Below are 14,841 nucleotides of genomic sequence, written 5' to 3' on the forward strand. Positions count from 1 at the left end.
TGTCGAAAAACGTATATCTGCCTTACGCCTGTGGAGTGGTCTTTTCCGGTCTGTCTGCGATGAACGGAGTCGTATCAGACACCCCAAAGCAGCTTTGCAGCCAGCGGGGCCCAGATCAGCAGCACGACAAAGTAAATCAGCATCGGAATGGTCGAGCACTTCAGATAGTCGATAAGCTTATACTCCCCCGGCCCCATTGCCATCGATTGTGCAACCGCAGCCATCGGCGTCATAATAGACGCAGTTGCCGCAAAACCCACTGCCGTGGCACCTAAGCGGGGGTCTACACCAACCGTAAAGCAGGTTGCAATCGCAATTGGAGTAAATGCCTGGGCAACCGGTATATTGTTCATGAACTGGGTCATAATGGCCGGCACAGCAAAAAGGACAGCCAGGACGATATAAGAATTGGTAGTCCCTCCAAGGACCTTAGACACAGCATCACCAATCAGTGTCGCTCCGCCGGTGGAACCAAGCGCATTGGCTACGCTCAGCATACCGCCAATCAAAAACACCATTTCAAGCGGGATGCTCTTGGTGGCCTCCTGGGCCGTCAGCACACCGGTCAGCACCATGAGAATGCCGCCGATAACCGGATACATAAACGTAGAAATCGGCCATCCGAGCAGGCTTCCCGCCACCATACAGGCGACTGTTCCAAAGAACAGAAAATAAGCGATATTCTCTTTGGCCGGACTAAGCTGAACCTCCCCATGCTTGTTGGAAGAACCAGACATTTCTGCACGCATTGCCAGAGGCAGGTCATTCGGCAGGAACTTTCTCACAAAGAGAAAGTAGTAAACTGATACCGCAATCAGCACGGGGAGTTTAAGAATCATCGTATCCAAAATCCCCATTTCCTGGGTCCCGCCCATCTGCTGAATGGTCAGATTCGTGGTCAGATAAGTACTTGCTCCCACCCCAAGTGGCAGGGCCCCAACCCATAAGTTTGCCATATCACAGCAAGGCTTGATAACCTTTTTGGGGTTGACTTCAGAACGTTCACAGATCAGCGTAATCATGGGGAGCATCGTTGCCACCGCGGCTGTAGCATTCATAAACACAGCAAGCAGCATGGTGATTATCAGACAGCCCCACAGGACTTTCCGTTCATTTCCCTGCAGCTTAGCTAGTTTTTCAACGAAGTTTGAAATCAATCTGGTCTTCATGAGGCCGGCAGACAGGACAAACAGAGAAACAAACATAACCACACTTTCGTTGGTAAAGTTGTTCCACACGGTTGCGGCGTCCAGCACGCCTGTCAGCTGCAGTGCAACCGCAGCACACAGGCCAATCAGGCCCAGTGAGAATTTTCCTGAAAAGAACAAAATAACTGTAATTACGAATATAATTATCGAAATGATGAGCTGATTCATTGTCGGCCTCCTCCGTATCTCCAAAAATCAATCTTCCTTGGAAATTCCCATCAAAATCGTGTACCACTTGTAGGGCTCTGGATTAATGAACTGTGTTATGCTGCCCAAATTCTTCAATTCGGCCTGGATTTCTGATGAAAATTCATCCATACTCTTACTCCATTTCCCGTTGTAGAGATTGTCTTGATGGTTCGGGAACGCAACCTGCGTGTTGTAGCGGGCAATCGTTTTCGCCCAATCTTTCGCAGAAACACTTCCAGCCGTATGTCGGAACAGAACATTGGGTTTGAAATCATGTGCCACCTGATAAATATTATTCATCTCGTCCAAGCCGCTGACAAACATGATCCGTATGTTGTTCTTAAAGGTCAGGCAGAAATCATAGGAGAAGATTGTGCCGATAAAGTTTAGTTCATCGTGCTTCGGGCCGCCGAAGCTGTCGGGAAAGCTTCCCGGCTCAAAACTGATATTCAGCATGGGGAAATGCTTTCCACGAACCGTCATGAGGGAAAAGTCTTCCATTTCATACGTATCCATATTTTCAAAAGGATAAATTCTGCCCGGCGCTACCTGAAAATACTTAGCCAGCTCAGAAGCCACCATGCCGCTGCAGAACACCTTGCAGTCGAACTTTTTGTAGAGGTTCCCGATGTCAGAGGTGTGATCATAATGGGTGTGGGTCAATAGTATATAGTCGCACTGCTCAATTTCGTCGACATGAAAGGGCCTGAATCCAACCAGGTTTGTGGGGGTAATATACGGGTCCGTAATCAAATGCTTTCCGTTGGGCAAAATAAATTCATAGCACTGTGCGTTGATGTAGCGGAATTTAAAGCTGTCGATTGTCATTTCCTTTTTCTCCTTTCAAATATCACAACATATTCTTATACGGATGTCCCAAGAATTCGCGGATCAACCAACCGGTCCCTGCTTCAGGCCGTAGACTGTGCATTTAAATACAAAGTCATCAATTGCCCTGACAAATGCCGATTCCGCAGTTTGATAGGAGCGCTCTCCCTCAAAGGAATGCGTTGCAATTAGGTGAATAATTTTGTCCGGCAGTCCGGCTTTCGCAGCCAAAATTGCACCAGATAAGGGATGGCGCAGCAAATTAGCGTCTTCACCATGCATTATCACGCCATTTCGTCTCACAAACCCTGTAAATTTCCCCAAATCATGAAGCAGTGCGCCACAAACTATAATATCCCATTCAAATTCAACGCCATTTGCTTGATAAAACTTCTTTAAATGCTTGTAGTCATCCATGCACATACGAGTAACCAAACGAATATGCTCAACTAAGCTGCAGGTACATCCCTGCCAATTCATAGTAACGGGAGCCAGATAAACGCTCTCTCCATCCCATCCCCCGATTTCCATCGCAGATATCAGCGCGTCAGCGCTCTTTTGCTGCAATACCTTGTCCTTTATCTCATGTATTTCCGGAAAAATTTTATAGATATCTTCATAAACCATCCTGCAATTCCCCCATCGGGACACACTCGTCATCCCGGCTGCATTCGACCAATTGTTTTACCGCCGCCTTAAAGAGAGGTGCAACTTATATTACTTATCATCGGAACCGGCTTTCTAAATCAGTTCGCGGGCAAATATGCTTTATTTACAACATTTTTTACATCTTTTCCTTCAAAAACGCTCTGAATAGAGGCCGCGACGGCGGGAATCATCGCATCGGCCAAATCCGTGGTGGATCCCCCAATGTGCGGGGTGATCAGAACGTTAGGGGCTGTCATAAGCCCTTGGGTAACTGAAGAATTCTCGTCCTCTACGCAATCAAGACCCGCGCCAGCCAGCTGTCCCGCTCGGAGCGCTTGAAGTAGTGCGGCATCGTCCACCAGACCGCCGCGGGCGGTGTTAATGAGACAGGCATCAGGCTTCATACGGGCGAGCTGCTCCGCGCCGATGATATGGCGAGTGCTGTCCAGCAGGGGGACGTGGAGGGAGATCAGGTCGGCCTTTTCCACCAGCTCCTCCAGAGGAGCGTAGGTCATACACAGGGCCTGCTCCCGCTCCGGAGCCAGACGGAAGGCGTCGAAGTAAATCACCTGGGCGCCCAGCGCCTGAACCAGAGCGGCCATCCGGCGGCCGATGTTTCCGCCGCCCACGATGCCCACGGTCTTGTGGTTCAGGGACAGGGAGGTAAACGCGCCCCGGTCCCAATTGCCCCGCTGGACGTTGCTCCAGTAGCCCAGGACCTTGCGGTTCAGGGTGATCATCATGCCCAGGGCCAGCTCGGCCACCGTATAGGCATTGACACCCGGGGTGTTGAGGACGGGAATCCCCCGGCGGCCGGCGGCCTGGATGTCGACCGAATCATATCCGGCGCCCCAGCGGATGACCGCCTTCAGACTGGGCTTGTTGGCCAGAACAGACTCCGGTGTTTTCAGAACCCGGACCACCACACAGTCCACGTCGGCGAGGGCCTCATACTCCTCCTGCGTCGCAACGGAGAAGAATTCCTGCGCTGGAAGGAGTTCCTGGAATTGTTCAAGAGTTCCGACGGGATAAGGACCAGCCAGTGCGATTTTCACGGTTACTTCACCTCCTTGATCTGTGCGGCCACCTGGCGCATCAGATCTTCCGAGGGGGACTTGCGGTCCACCTTAGAGGTTTCCACAATCAAGTGGTACAGGTCCACGCCGCAGTCCTGGGCCACGGCTTTGAAGGTCCTCATAAAGGAGGAGTGGGCACCGCTATAGCCCAGAATCAGGTCCTTGGGCTTCAGGGGGGCGTGATAGCCCTCCTTCTCCATGGCGGGAATCAGCTCCTGATCCTCAAACTCCAGCAGCTTGTACAGGTCCACGTCCAGGGCCTTCCCCTGCTGGTGCATCAGGGCCACCGCCAGCTCGGTGGGCATATTGCCGGCGCTGCGGGCCATGCCCAGCAGGCCGCAGTCCAGGATGTCCGCCCCGTGCTCCGCCGCAGCCAGGGCGTTGGCGGCGCTGAGACCCAGGTTGCTGTGGCAGTGGAAGCCCACAGGAATCTTAACCCGGGCTTTCAGAGCCTCGACGTACGCTCCGGCGTCAGCGGGGTGCATAGTGCCGGCGGAGTCCATGATGGTGACCTCGTCTACCCCATGGGCTTCCAGTCCGGCGGCCTCCTCGGCCAGCTCCTCGGGGGTGAGCAGATAGGCCTTCATCAAAGAGTAGCGCACCTTGATGCCGTGTTGCTTGATGACAGCGGCCTTTTCATAGGTGGAGGCTCCGTCCCCCGCGTCCGCGCCCAGGCGCAGGAAGGAGATGCCCTTGTCCGCGGCCATGGCCACATTGTCCGCCTCAAACCGCTTGGCGTTTAAGAACATGCCGATCTCCGCCTGGCCCAGATAGGGGTGGATCAGGTCCAGGTAGGCCACGTCGCTGATGGGGGCGGGGGAGCCCTTCTCGGTGGCGCCCAGGCCCTTGGCGTTTCCCATCTCAATGATGCGGATGTTGCTGCGCAACAGCCCTTCAATCATCATCTTGGTCAGCTCCGGGGAGAAGCCGTTTCCTACCACGTTGGCTCCGTCCCGCAGAGTGCAATCCATAATTTTCATGTGCAGTTTCCCTCCATAAGATGGCACAAAATGTGTGGTTTTTACTATATTTAAAATACAAAAAATGTGGTAAAATGTAAAACATAGATAATTTGGAGGTCCCCCAAAAATTTTTTGTGGTCTGGTCCCTATTTGTTTTATTTTGACCAAAGGGACGGCCTCACGGAAAGGAAGTGTTGCGGTTGGATACGATCAGCTTGTACTATTTCACTGAGGCTGCCAAGGATTTAAACTTTACACAGACCGCCAACCGTCTGTTTCTCTCCCAACAGAATCTCAGCAGCCACATCGCGCGGCTGGAATCCAAATGCGGCTGCAAGCTGTTTCAGCGGAAGCCGAAAGTGCAGCTCACCTATGAGGGAGAGCTGTTTTTGGCCTACGCCAAGGAGGCGGTGGCCTCGGAGAGCAACATACTCTCTGTGCTGAAGGCGGTGGCGGACGAGGATTCCGGGCGGCTGCACATCGGAATCTCTACGCCCCGGGCCGCCATTTTCATCCCAGAGATTCTGCGGGACTTTACCAAAACCTATCCCGGCGTCAGCGTCCGGATCTCCGACCGGCCCTCTTACCTGCAGGAGCGGCAGCTGGCGGACAACGCTATGGATTTCTGCGTGGGGGTGTTTCAGTCCCAGAATCCGGAGCTGCAGGCGACCCATCTGCTGACAGACGGCCTGTACCTGTGCATGTCGGACGGCCTGCTCCGGACGTATGCTCCGGACCGGGCGGAGGACCTGCTCCACACCGGACAGGATGGGATTACCATGGCGGAGTTTCCCGGACTGCCGGTGGCCCTCCCCTCGGACGGAATTCCTTTGTCCCGGGTGATTCTGTCCTGCTATGAGGAGACAGGGGTGGCTCCGAACGTACTTTTGAACACAGCATATCCACAGATATTCCGCGCCCTGTACTTTCAGGGAACGGCCGCGTTCTTTGCCACAGGAATGATTCTCAGTGACCATCTGCGCAACCGGCCGGCCGGCGTTCCGCCCCTGCACGCTTTCCCCCTGCTTCTCAACGGGGACTTTATCAAGCGGGAAATTACATTGCTCACCAACCGCCACCGGTATCTCTCCAAGCCGGCCCAGCACTTTATTTCCCTGACCCAGGCTTTTTTTGCAGCTATTGAACTGGAGCGAATTTGGCTTCCAGATACGAAGCTGAATATATCTGGCCTAAACTAATGGCAACAGCGCCAACCCGAGATGTAGGCTGGCGCTATTGTTATTTTGCGCTTACGATAGTAAATCAATTTACCAACTCAACCTATTATATATTGCTTGTGGCAAATGCCGGTATAGATCCAACAGTCAGGACACTAACCGCCAACAGTCCGCTTACCATAGTTTTGAGTTTCATAAAATAACCTCCATAAAATTGATTCGATGTTTAACATCGTAATTGAAGTATGGCAGACAGTCGGTTAGATCAAGGTTGGGTTTTATAAGCGGGGGAATTTTTGTTATGGTTAGCGCAGATAATAAACTCTACTTAAATCTCAATAGTGAATATCGTTTATATTTGAAAAAAATCAGCTGCATTTGCTGTGTCTGGGTAAATATAGATTAACTGCCGATGCCGTTCTATTGCATATTTCACCATCTGCATTGTCCCAGACCGCAAATTACGCTCATTATCATAAGCGTTGCCAGATAATCGAAAATCGAAATGGCTTTCCATGCAGAGCCCCCTCGGAAATTCCTCTTGACAAATCCCCTTCTTCGCGCTACTCTCTTTGTAAGACAGGAAGAAGGACAACACACTGAACTGCACCCCCTGTCTACATCTCAAAGCAGTTCGGCGGAAGATCAAAAACAGGAAGCCATACACGGCCCGAACAGACAGTTTCGGATTGTGTATGGCTTTTTCATTTGCCGGGCAGAAAGGATGCCACTCTTATGATACGGGGGGATCGTCAATACCGGCCCCGCAGGGCCTTATCCCCGGAAAAGCGGAGCTTTCCGGGTTAAGGCAGGAATAGCCGTCCTACCAGACGGCGGAATTACCGCTTGAAAGCAGTGCTTTCAACGGACTTTACAGGTATGATTTTTGAAACCGTCCCGAAAAACCGCCTTACAGCGTTTTCGGGAGAAAGGAGGCGCGATTGAGCCGCAGGGAACCTACTCTGCTTTCCCAAGGCCCTCGTCGGACGCCTGGGTGAGCGGGCCAAACAGAACCACCAGAGCGTTTCCACACTCCTGCGCCGCTATGCGGAACTGGGGCTGAACGGAGAGGACTATGCCCGTCAGACCGACCCGCTGCGGGACATCATCCGTGAAGAAATTGCCCATTCTGTAAGACAGCAGACCGGCCGCATCGCCGCACTTCTGAACCGGCTGACCATCCTTTCGGCCAGTGCTTACTATGCGAATCTCGCTTTTGCGACCACGCTTGTGGATCAGGACCGCTATACCTCGGTTGAGAAGATCGAGCGTATTGCCAGACAAATGGGACTGGATTACGCCAGCGGACGGAGGAAACTGCTGGAATCCAGCATGAGCGAGTTGAACCGTGCCATTGTCAAACGCACGAAGCGGCACGCTCCGGCCAGGCGAGACCCAAGCTACGAGGAGATGTATTCCCCTGATTTTGACTTTGTCAACTACGACTCTGACAGCTATGACACCGATGATGATGACTAAGCAGGAAAACCCCATTTTGTGAGAAGGGAGGGAAGTTATGCAGGCTTCCGGCAATTTCCATTGTGACGAACACAATCGAACTGCTGAACAGAAAACCGAATTACACAGAACAACGATGACAATCGGCGGCGCGGTCTACCAGATCACCCGGCACTACCGGGACAGCGGCGCCGCCGCCGTTACGGATAAACTCATTCGGCTTATGGAAAAGGAACTCCGGTCCGCCCATTAAAAACACCTGGACGCGGCGGTCGGTTTCCAGTATAATCAAGCTGTCACAAACCAAGGGAACCGATTTGACCGCACACGGAAAGGAGCAGCATGGAACTTCGGTCAAATCAAACCATGACCGCTCTCTACTGCCGGTTGAGCCAGGAGGACGAGCTGGCCGGAAAGAGCAACAGCATACACAATCAAAAACAGATTTTAAAAGAGTACGTAGAATGGAACGGCTTTCAGAATCTCCGGTCCTTTGTGGATGATGGATACTCCGGTGTCACCTTCGACCGTTCGGCCTATTTGGAGATGATGGCAGAGGTAGAGGCGGGACGGGTGTCTACCATTATCGTCAAAGACCACTCCCGCCTGGGCCGGAATCGGCTGGTGGTAGGCATCCTGCTGGAAGAAACCTTTGCCCAGTACCATGTTCGCTATATCGCCGTCAACGACGGCGTGGACACGATCAACGGCATTGATGACAGCATCGCCGTACGGGACTCGTTCAACGAGTGGCACGCCCGTGATACCAGCAAGAAGGTGAAGACGGTCATCATGGCGGCGGGGAGAGCGCATCGGGACCTCCGCCTCCTACGGCTACAAGAAGAATGAGGAAAATCCAAAGCATCTAGTCCCGGATGAACAAACCGCCCCTGTGGTGTCCCGTATCTTTGAGCTGTGCGCCGGCGGGCTGGGGCCGGACAAGATCGCCAGAATGCTCACACAGGAACGAGTCCTCACCCCGCCTACGCCTACCGCACCAGAAGTGTCCGCCACTCCGCTTTGAATCCGGACAGGCCCTATGCCTGGTCTGGGAGTACAGTGGCCGGTATTCTGGAGCATGAGGAATACATCGGCAACACTATCAACTGCCGGACCTATACCCCATCCTTCAAGAGCAAAAAGAGCCATCTGAACCCGCCGGACAAGATACTCCGATTTGAGGGGACCCATGAGCCTTTGATTGCTCTGGACACATGGGAAATCGTCCAGCGGGTGCGGCAGGGCAAACGTAGGCCTACCAAGCTGGGGCGGCAGGATATTCTCTTCGGGCTGGTCTACTGCAAGGACTGCGGCTCACGGCATTATTTCTGCCGGTGCGGAAGCTGGGACGAAAGCCGATATACCTTCGTGTGTGGCAAGACTGTACGCCCTACACCATTAAAGCGGCGGCCTTGCGGCGGCAGATTGTACTCAGCGAGATCCAGCGGGTGTCTGCCGAAGCGAGGGAGCATTGGGGTGAATTGTTCCAGCGCCTCACCAGCAGCCATCAGAGCCGGGCCAAAAAGGAACTAGCCGCCAAACAGCAGGGATTGGACAAGGGAGAACGGCGGCTGAAAGACTTGGAAACGCTGTTCCGCTGTTCTTTCGAGGAACTGGCTTTGGGTCATCTCTCCGACAGGCAGTTTCAAACGCTGGTAAAAGGCTATGAGCAGGAAAAGGCGGAACTGGAGGCAAAGTCGGAAACGCTCAGAAATGAAATTGCCAACCGGCAAGACACGCTTCTGAACGCCGACCGCTTCCACAGGCTGGTGGACAAGTACACGGATATTACAGAACTGACGCCGGAACTGGTGCGGGAGTTTATCCAGCGGATTGAGATACACGAACGCTCCGGGCGGTACAAGAAAAAGCATTACACCCAGCAGGTTGATATTTACTTCAATTTCATCGGCCAGGCATGACAAAACGGCCCCAGGATGCCGTAACATCCTGGGGCCATGTTTAGAACCCAAAAACATCCTTATCAGCGCAGACGCTTCTGCCAGCCCGTTTTTTAGTATGTAAGAAGTTGTTTGCAGCGTTGGGAGCGGTTGCTTCTATCCCTGCTGAAAAGGCTATGTCCATTTGTAAAATGTTTCTCGGAAAACTTTGTACAAAACGCCCGGAAAATAAAAGTTCCGTTTTGAGTCGTAAAAGTTGTAGTAGGGAGTTGAGAGGACTTATTGCCGTCCGCAGATCTCCCCGCTAAAGATTTATGCGATTTCCACAAATCTCTGTTCGGTTTTGGTCTTCAAAAATCGTGGTAAAGGTTAGGAAGGTCGCAACCCTCTCGATGCTCCTTGATAACCGAATACCCATTCGTCAAGTACATTAGTTCCGATGTACGAAAGCATGAGCCACAGCAGCAGGGTACGCCATGACCCTGTCCTATCGGACCGAGCGAGAACACCCTCTGCAAGCGCCAGTTTGCCCTTTGCGCGGCGATGACAGTCAGAATGACAATGGTACTCCCGCCCAGCCACAGTCTCAAGCAATGGGGGTGGCTCTGGCAGTTGGGGTGAAACTCCCGTGAGGCGGTGCGGCACACCGCCGCTTGACGACTTCCCTTTGCAGGCCGGAGTGTCGGGGACAAATAGGCTCTGTCAATACATAGTAAGCAAGTCAAACACGAAGGCCGACACTCCGTAAAGAAGTGTCGGCCTTCGGCTAGCCTGTAAAGAAAACAATCCTTACAGTAATATTAATTTTGCTGCTATATGTTTTTGCCGCTCTTCCCGAATGGCTTTCAGCGGCATTGTCCCGCTCTCTCCTAGCGAGGTCATGGCACGGTGTCTCATTCGGCCGGTCGGTCACTTGTCAGCGCGTACAAAGAAGCGTTACATAGGCGTACCAGCCCCGGCGGGAGTTCTCCTCCCGCTGGGGGGCCTTGCGTGGTCGTCTATGTAACGGCTGAATAGCTAGGTCAGGCCATATTCTGTTGCCCTGCTATGTTGTGGATTCCGTTTATCGTACACAAAGTGTCTTGTCAACAGGGTGGTAGTTCCCCCATCGGTCATGTCTTTTGTTTCCAGCACAATGCTTTCAAAGACCGCGCGATGGACAATAAGATGGTAGTTGCGTTGTTGGTGTTCCTCTTTGGATAGCTTTTGCTGTGAATTTCCAATAAAATTTGCACGACAGGAATCAGCAGGAAAGAGAATCAAAACTACAGCATGGTATCTCGAAAGACTGCCTCTCCGTTTTTTACAGTGAACACCGGCCGGAACCGCTTTGAGCCCTGCCGCAACTGACACTGCGGGTTAGAATAGGGGTGATCTCCAAACTCAGCATTACATTCTTCCAGCTTAAATACCGCAACATCTCCCCAAGCTCCCGGAGAGAGGCATCCGGCTTCGCTGGCAAGCCCCATATTTCTTGCGGGGATGCTGGTGCAGCAGGCAATCAGCGCATCAAGGCCAATGCCCATCATATAGTACTTGGACATCTGGTTGGCCATATTGAAGGCGGTGGGCCGCAGATTCATGCTCAATCGAGTCAGATCAGTGGCAATGAAATCGGGAAGAAATCCCTGCCGGATGGCCGACTCACCCACCTCAAACGAGAAGTGAGCCCGCGCATCCGCAGCCTCAAACAGCACTCCCCGTTTTCTGGCATCATAGGCCGCCTTGGAGACAGTTCCTTTCCCGTCCAGAATAGTGCTGCCCTTGTTCATATACATATGAGTAAGCACATCTCCAGGCCGCAGGATGGAAAGCAGTTCATCCATTTCACCCGGCGGGTCAGTGCAATGGACCATAACGGATACGCCCAGCTTTCCTGCCAACTCCAGGGTTCTCCTTAGCGGCGCATAGCCCAGTTCCTTCACGACTGCCCGGCTGGTGCGGAGTTTCAGCCCCTGAAGTATAGGCCCATACATCTGAAAGGCAGCTGCAATCTTACCTTCATCGAAATGGGCCGGGTCAACATCCTCCATCTCTTGCGGCAGCGAGTCCAACCCGGTAGAACAAACATTGAGATACGCCCGGATGGTCAACTTGCTCTGATCCATGAACAGGATGTTGGCTGAAAAAGTATCGCAGCCAGTGCTGCCTGCATCCACCGCAGTGGTAACTCCGGAGGAAAAGCACATTGCCTCAGCGGGGATTCCAATCTTAGCTAGCGGGTAAAGGTGGGCATGATGGTCAATCAGACCCGGGGTGACGATACAACCGGAGGCGTCCACGACCATTACGGCGTCATTACTATATTGACCGATCCCTGCAATTTTCCCTTCGGCAACGGCAACATCTGCCTGGCCGTGAAATCTGTTTGCAGGGTCAATGACTATTCCGTTTTTGATGATGATTTGGTACATAATCTATCAACCTGCCTATTTGAGGGGGCCGGCTTGCGTTTATGCCGCAGAGTCGGCCCCCTGATGAAAATTATCCCTCAGTTTGAATCAGATCCAGCAATTCCTTCCGCTTTCCCAAAAGCATCCGTTTCCATGCGGTAGGATCAATAAACCCGGCTCCACTACCGTCATCCTGATCAGCGATTGCAAAGAAATCATGGCCTACACAATGCCCAGCATGAGAGGGTAGAACAACATCCACCTTGGCATCCACAACCTGATCCAGACTCCGCAGATAAATGTCTCTCGTCTCCAGCGGAAGATTTTTTTTCGCCAGATAATCACGGGTCAGAACTCCGTTGCCCAACCCACCATGAAGTGCGCAGCTCAGTTTTTTGCCCCGATGATCCACATCAAAGAAAATTGAAGTCGTTCCAGGTGTATGCCCGGGACAATGGACCGGGCGAAGAACGAAATTTCCCAAATCAATGGTACTCGAATAATTGAAAAACCTATCAATGGGGAATCCAGAGACATGATCTTCAAATGCAATTAGGTCACGGCGTTCCGTAAAGAAATACTCATCATCCTTTCCCAACCAGATCTCACACCCGCTCATCTCTTTAATTGCTCGGGCAGCACCGCAGTGGTCAAAATGCCCATGAGTCAGCAGTAGCTTTTTGATCTGACGGGGATTGAAACCGAGTTCCCGAATGGAATCTACCAGGAGATACAGCGTCTCCTGCATGGCACAGTCGATTAAAACCAGTCCTTTTTGCGTATTCAGCAAGAACGCGGATACCCAACTGGTTCCCACAAAATAAACATTGTCCACAACTTTGAACGGGCGATGCGCAAGTGTCCACGGATTTTTCAGCCAGTTGTTCACACGATCTTCAATTCCAGCCACAGAAATCACTCCTTTGGTGCTGCCTGTTTTGTCGCCCTCGAGCTGCGAACCTGCACATAAATTGTCCGAGCAATGATGACAAAGGAAATGATCAACAGTACGCAGCTAATAGGACGGGTAAAGAATTCCTCAAAGCTACCGTGGCCCAATTGGATCGCCCGGCGAAGATTCGTCTCAATGTTTTCTCCCAGCACAAGGCCCAGTACGAAACAGGCGCGTGGAATCTTGAACTTCGCCATTAAGAAACCCAGTACGCCGAACACAAACAGCAGCCACACATCGAACATAGTGCGGTTGTTGGCATAAGCGGCCACAATGCAGATAGCCAGCACGACCGGGTACAGGATCTCCCGGGGGACATCAATGATTTTAGAGAAGATGCGGATGCCGAAAAATTCCACCACGATCATAATCAGCGAGCAGGCGAACATGGCGGCAAAAATCAGGTTTACCAAATTACCGCTGGTGGTGAACAGAAGGGGGCCGGCAACTAGGCCGTGGATCGTGAATGCTCCTAGTAGCATTGCGGTGGGACCGTCACCAGGGATACCAAGCGCCAGCAGGGGGATCATGGCCCCGCCGATGGATGCGTTATTGGATGTCTCCGAGGCCACAATACCGTCCATGATACCGGTTCCAAACTTCTCCGGATGTTTCGATGTCTTTTGTGCTGCCACATAGGCCACTTGATTGGCCAAGGAGCCACCCATACCGGGCAGAAATCCGATCACAAGACCAATCACGCTGGACATCAGGAAGTTTTTCATTTGAGAGAACATCTCTTTGACTGAGAAACCAAACCCCCGAATTTTTTCAATTTTCCTCTGATCCACTCCCCCGGGCTTAATCGGCTTAGTCGCATTGAGCAATATCTCTGTCACAGCGAACATACCGATAACAGCGGGAGTCAAGGGGATTCCCTGCAGCAAGCCGGTGATCCCAAAGGAATACCGAACCGCACCGTCTACAGGCGCCATGCCAATCATGCAGCAGGCCAAGCCCATTAAGGCCGCTGCCAACCCCTTAAAAATATTCTTCCCGCCTACGCTGGATACTAAGACCAAAGCGAAAAATGTCAGTGCAAAGAACTCATAAGCGCTTAACCCTACCGCAAAATCCGCCAGGGTGGGTGCGGCAACGATCATAATGATCAGGCTGAATATCGTCCCCAGGAACGAGAACACAATGCCGATCCCCAGCGCGCGCTTGGCATGGCCGCTCTCGGCCATAGGGTGCCCGTCGTAACAAGTGGCGATGGACATAGCCGAGCCAGGAATGTTGATCAAGATAGCCGAGATCAGGCCGCCGGACACACCACCAATATACAGGGCCACCAGCAGCGTAAACGCTTGATACACATTTAAGCTGAACGTGATTGGCAAGAACAGGACAATAGCCATTGTCGCACTCAGGCCAGGAATCGCACCGAAGATGATGCCCACCACTACACCGACCAGCATCAAAGCCCAAAGGTCAGGCGACATGAGTGCGGAAAATCCTCCTAACAAGCCGTCCATTATCCAAGCACTCCTTCCAAAAGACCAGTCGGCAGTTCAACATACACGAACTTCCGGAACAGGAAGAAACACGCTATGGCGACCACAACTGCAGTCACAACGTAAATCACGGGTTTCCAACCATCCTTCGTGGATATAAATAACATGCTGAACACCATATACAGGATCGCAGTAGGAATAAATCCCAGGGGCGCCATCAAGGCAATAAATACCGCAATGCTGAGCAGGATAATGATGCCCCGCTCCAATGCCTGTACGGAATTGTCCAGCACTTGTCCAGTGGGGGCAGAGCCCCGATTGACTTTGATTTTTCGAATTCCCAGCAAAGCCATGACAATCCCCACAGGAATCAGCGCGCCAAATACCAACTGTGGAAAGAACCTCGCCGTATCCACTGCAGCCACAGGCTCTCTCATGATTCTTATGAAAAAGGAGTGATAAAAACCAGCCGCTCCTACCACCGCTAAAACAGCCCCCAAAATCACATCGCAATAGATGTGAAACCCAAGGACAATGGCACCCGCCAGCCTATCAATTTTTTGTTTCATCATAGTCCCCTCATTTAGATGCATC

General features: G+C 52.2%; 14 protein-coding genes and 1 pseudogene. 6 read left to right on the forward strand and 9 right to left on the reverse strand.

Annotation, left to right across the window (positions count from 1 at the left end; genetic code table 11):
* Positions 1 to 74: 74 nt before the first annotated feature.
* The 5 genes from L9O85_RS00410 to L9O85_RS00430 all read right to left on the reverse strand — a co-directional run bounded on the left by L9O85_RS00410 (position 75) and on the right by L9O85_RS00430 (position 4,929).
* On the reverse strand, positions 75 to 1,376 hold the full coding sequence (locus L9O85_RS00410; protein ID WP_276756278.1) for an SLC13 family permease: 1,302 nt from the start codon (positions 1,374 to 1,376) through the stop codon (positions 75 to 77).
* A gap of 27 nt (positions 1,377 to 1,403) precedes the next feature.
* Positions 1,404 to 2,225, reverse strand: coding sequence for an MBL fold metallo-hydrolase (locus tag L9O85_RS00415; RefSeq protein WP_276756280.1), 822 nt, complete (start codon positions 2,223 to 2,225; stop codon positions 1,404 to 1,406).
* 63 nt (positions 2,226 to 2,288) lie between these two features.
* Positions 2,289 to 2,852, reverse strand: coding sequence for an HD domain-containing protein (locus L9O85_RS00420; protein WP_276756282.1), 564 nt, complete (start codon positions 2,850 to 2,852; stop codon positions 2,289 to 2,291).
* Positions 2,853 to 2,971: 119 nt separating this feature from the next.
* Positions 2,972 to 3,928 (reverse strand): 2-hydroxyacid dehydrogenase, encoded by a 957-nt coding sequence (locus tag L9O85_RS00425; RefSeq protein ID WP_276756284.1) that lies wholly within the window; start codon positions 3,926 to 3,928, stop codon positions 2,972 to 2,974.
* A gap of 2 nt (positions 3,929 to 3,930) precedes the next feature.
* Positions 3,931 to 4,929 carry a 4-hydroxy-2-oxovalerate aldolase gene (locus tag L9O85_RS00430; RefSeq protein WP_276756286.1) on the reverse strand — a complete coding sequence of 333 codons (999 nt, stop codon included), beginning with the start codon at positions 4,927 to 4,929 and terminating at the stop codon, positions 3,931 to 3,933.
* A gap of 182 nt (positions 4,930 to 5,111) precedes the next feature.
* On the opposite strand from L9O85_RS00430, the gene L9O85_RS00435 reads away from it, so the two are divergent.
* From L9O85_RS00435 to L9O85_RS00460, 6 genes and pseudogenes are all read left to right on the forward strand, one after another.
* Positions 5,112 to 6,110 carry a LysR family transcriptional regulator gene (locus L9O85_RS00435; protein WP_276756288.1) on the forward strand — a complete coding sequence of 333 codons (999 nt, stop codon included), beginning with the start codon at positions 5,112 to 5,114 and terminating at the stop codon, positions 6,108 to 6,110.
* A 1,311-nt stretch (positions 6,111 to 7,421) separates the two neighbouring features.
* A complete protein-coding gene (locus L9O85_RS00440) occupies positions 7,422 to 7,568 on the forward strand; it encodes a hypothetical protein (RefSeq protein ID WP_276756290.1) in 147 nt (48 codons plus the stop codon).
* 37 nt (positions 7,569 to 7,605) lie between these two features.
* A complete protein-coding gene (locus tag L9O85_RS00445) occupies positions 7,606 to 7,800 on the forward strand; it encodes a hypothetical protein (protein ID WP_276756292.1) in 195 nt (64 codons plus the stop codon).
* Between the two features lie 89 nt (positions 7,801 to 7,889).
* Positions 7,890 to 8,396, forward strand: a complete 507-nt coding sequence (locus tag L9O85_RS00450) for a recombinase family protein (RefSeq protein ID WP_301579163.1) — start codon at positions 7,890 to 7,892, stop codon at positions 8,394 to 8,396.
* Between the two features lie 210 nt (positions 8,397 to 8,606).
* Positions 8,607 to 8,729 (forward strand): annotated as a pseudogene (locus tag L9O85_RS00455) (hypothetical protein); the annotation flags it as partial.
* 230 nt (positions 8,730 to 8,959) lie between these two features.
* Positions 8,960 to 9,469, forward strand: coding sequence for a DUF4368 domain-containing protein (locus L9O85_RS00460; protein WP_276756296.1), 510 nt, complete (start codon positions 8,960 to 8,962; stop codon positions 9,467 to 9,469).
* A 1,244-nt stretch (positions 9,470 to 10,713) separates the two neighbouring features.
* On the opposite strand, the gene L9O85_RS00465 is transcribed toward L9O85_RS00460, so the two are convergent.
* The 4 genes from L9O85_RS00465 to L9O85_RS00480 all read right to left on the reverse strand — a co-directional run bounded on the left by L9O85_RS00465 (position 10,714) and on the right by L9O85_RS00480 (position 14,819).
* On the reverse strand, positions 10,714 to 11,862 hold the full coding sequence (locus L9O85_RS00465) for an amidohydrolase family protein (protein WP_276756298.1): 1,149 nt from the start codon (positions 11,860 to 11,862) through the stop codon (positions 10,714 to 10,716).
* 70 nt (positions 11,863 to 11,932) lie between these two features.
* On the reverse strand, positions 11,933 to 12,751 hold the full coding sequence (locus tag L9O85_RS00470; protein ID WP_276756300.1) for an MBL fold metallo-hydrolase: 819 nt from the start codon (positions 12,749 to 12,751) through the stop codon (positions 11,933 to 11,935).
* A 5-nt stretch (positions 12,752 to 12,756) separates the two neighbouring features.
* Entirely contained in the window at positions 12,757 to 14,268 is a 1,512-nt protein-coding gene (locus L9O85_RS00475; RefSeq protein WP_276756302.1) for a tripartite tricarboxylate transporter permease, read from the reverse strand.
* On the reverse strand, positions 14,268 to 14,819 hold the full coding sequence (locus L9O85_RS00480) for a tripartite tricarboxylate transporter TctB family protein (protein ID WP_301579166.1): 552 nt from the start codon (positions 14,817 to 14,819) through the stop codon (positions 14,268 to 14,270). The genes L9O85_RS00475 and L9O85_RS00480 overlap by 1 nt, the downstream gene beginning before the upstream one ends.
* Positions 14,820 to 14,841: the final 22 nt, after the last annotated feature.

The sequence above is a fragment of the Lawsonibacter asaccharolyticus genome, from assembly GCF_022453915.1.
GTDB lineage: Bacteria > Bacillota > Clostridia > Oscillospirales > Oscillospiraceae > Lawsonibacter > Lawsonibacter asaccharolyticus.